This is a genomic window from Pedobacter sp. ASV28, assembly GCF_016428855.1.
Classification (GTDB): Bacteria; Bacteroidota; Bacteroidia; order Sphingobacteriales; family Sphingobacteriaceae; genus Pedobacter.
The window spans coordinates 1-1,437 of the sequence record NZ_JAELTN010000128.1 but is presented as its reverse complement, the minus strand read 5'-3'; the positions used below and the strand labels follow the sequence as shown (position 1 = coordinate 1,437).

Here is a 1,437-nt window from a genome sequence, read left to right as displayed (position 1 = left end):
CCCCCCCCCCCCCCCCCCCCCCCCCCCCCCCCCCCCCCCCCCCCCCCCCCCCCCCCCCCCCCCCCCCCCCCCCCCCCCCCCCCCCCCCCCCCCCCCCCCCCCCCCCCCCTTTTCAAGCAGAAGACGGAATACGAGATGGTAACGCAGGTCTCGTGGGCTCGGAGATGTGTATAAGAGACAGGCATTATGCGCTACATCAAAAAAAGCTTCTCCATTAACCCTTACCTCTCTTTGGTTACGATTATAAACCAAAGGTCTATAGGCCAAAGAAGAATAAGAATTTAACCATATGCTCGTACCATCTGGCATTTTTAACCGCTTAATATTTATTGACGGATTATCAACCGTTGTCCAGGCCATAGCCATTTGAACGGATTTATGACCATCTTGCTTCTCTTTCCAAAGCTGAAAAGCGCCAAGACCAACGGCAAACATCAAAGTAATGCTGGCCGCTATACGCAACGGGAAAGTCCAAAGAGATTTTCTTTCGGTATTTTTTAGGTGATGCCCTAACACTACCAATTTCTGCGAATGCTCAATATTTACTTCTTTTTCGATCTGTTTTATTATTTTTTCTATACTTATATTCTTATGGATATTGTTCAGTAATTGAACAGATTCTACTTCACTAATGGTGTTTTTTGCAGTAGCTTTTGAAGAAACCTCATCCATGTATTCATGGAGCAGGCTCAAATCATCGCCTTTGAGGTATTCACTCACCAAAGCATACTCTTCATCTGTGCACCTATCATGAAAGTATCTGTATATTAGTTCTTTTGTCATTTGATTATTCTTCGGGCCATTATTACCCTGCTTTAATAGTAATACGAACAGTGTCCACTTTTTTACTATACGTTTTTATTTTTTTATTTGATTAAACCGATATAGGCTTTTAGCTTTCTCCATTATTACAGTTGGTATGGCACCACTACGTATGACTGAAGATTGGAACACGGCCTTTCCCTTCGTACTTTCAGTAGTTTGTATAAGCGTTGAGCTTGTTTTCGACAGGGTAGAAACAGCCACAGCACCAAGCGATATTTCCAGGGCCTTCTTCAGCAGCGGATCATTGGTATCGCCAAAGGCTTTCAGTGGAAGTACACTAAATTCATCTACTTCGTAATCTGGCTGCAATCCCTCACTATAATCGCCCTGATGGTTGGCATTGTACAATTTAAAAATCAATGGATGCAAAATATAAGCTATCTTCTTAGGTTTTCTTTGGTCAAATATTTCAAAACTAGACATATCCTTTCCAAGGGTCTTATTTCCTATTTGTACAACAGGAAGATAAGGCCTAAGGTTATTAATGATCAGCTCGGCCGATGAGGCCGTTGCGGCAGAAGTAAGTACATAAAGGGTATGGATATTTATGCGATATGCACTCACTTGGCTAAAGGCTGTCTCTTATACACATCTGACGCTGCCGACGATCGA

General features: G+C 43.7%; 2 protein-coding genes. Both read right to left on the bottom strand.

Going from position 1 to position 1,437, the window contains the following annotated elements; genetic code table 11:
- On the bottom strand, window positions 1-783 hold a 783-nt coding region (locus JHD79_RS22480; RefSeq protein ID WP_199121597.1), incomplete at its 3' end, for a FecR domain-containing protein.
- A 75-nt stretch (window positions 784-858) separates the two neighbouring features.
- Window positions 859-1,389, bottom strand: a complete 531-nt coding sequence (locus JHD79_RS22475; RefSeq protein WP_199121596.1) for a S41 family peptidase — start codon at window positions 1,387-1,389, stop codon at window positions 859-861.
- Window positions 1,390-1,437: the final 48 nt, after the last annotated feature.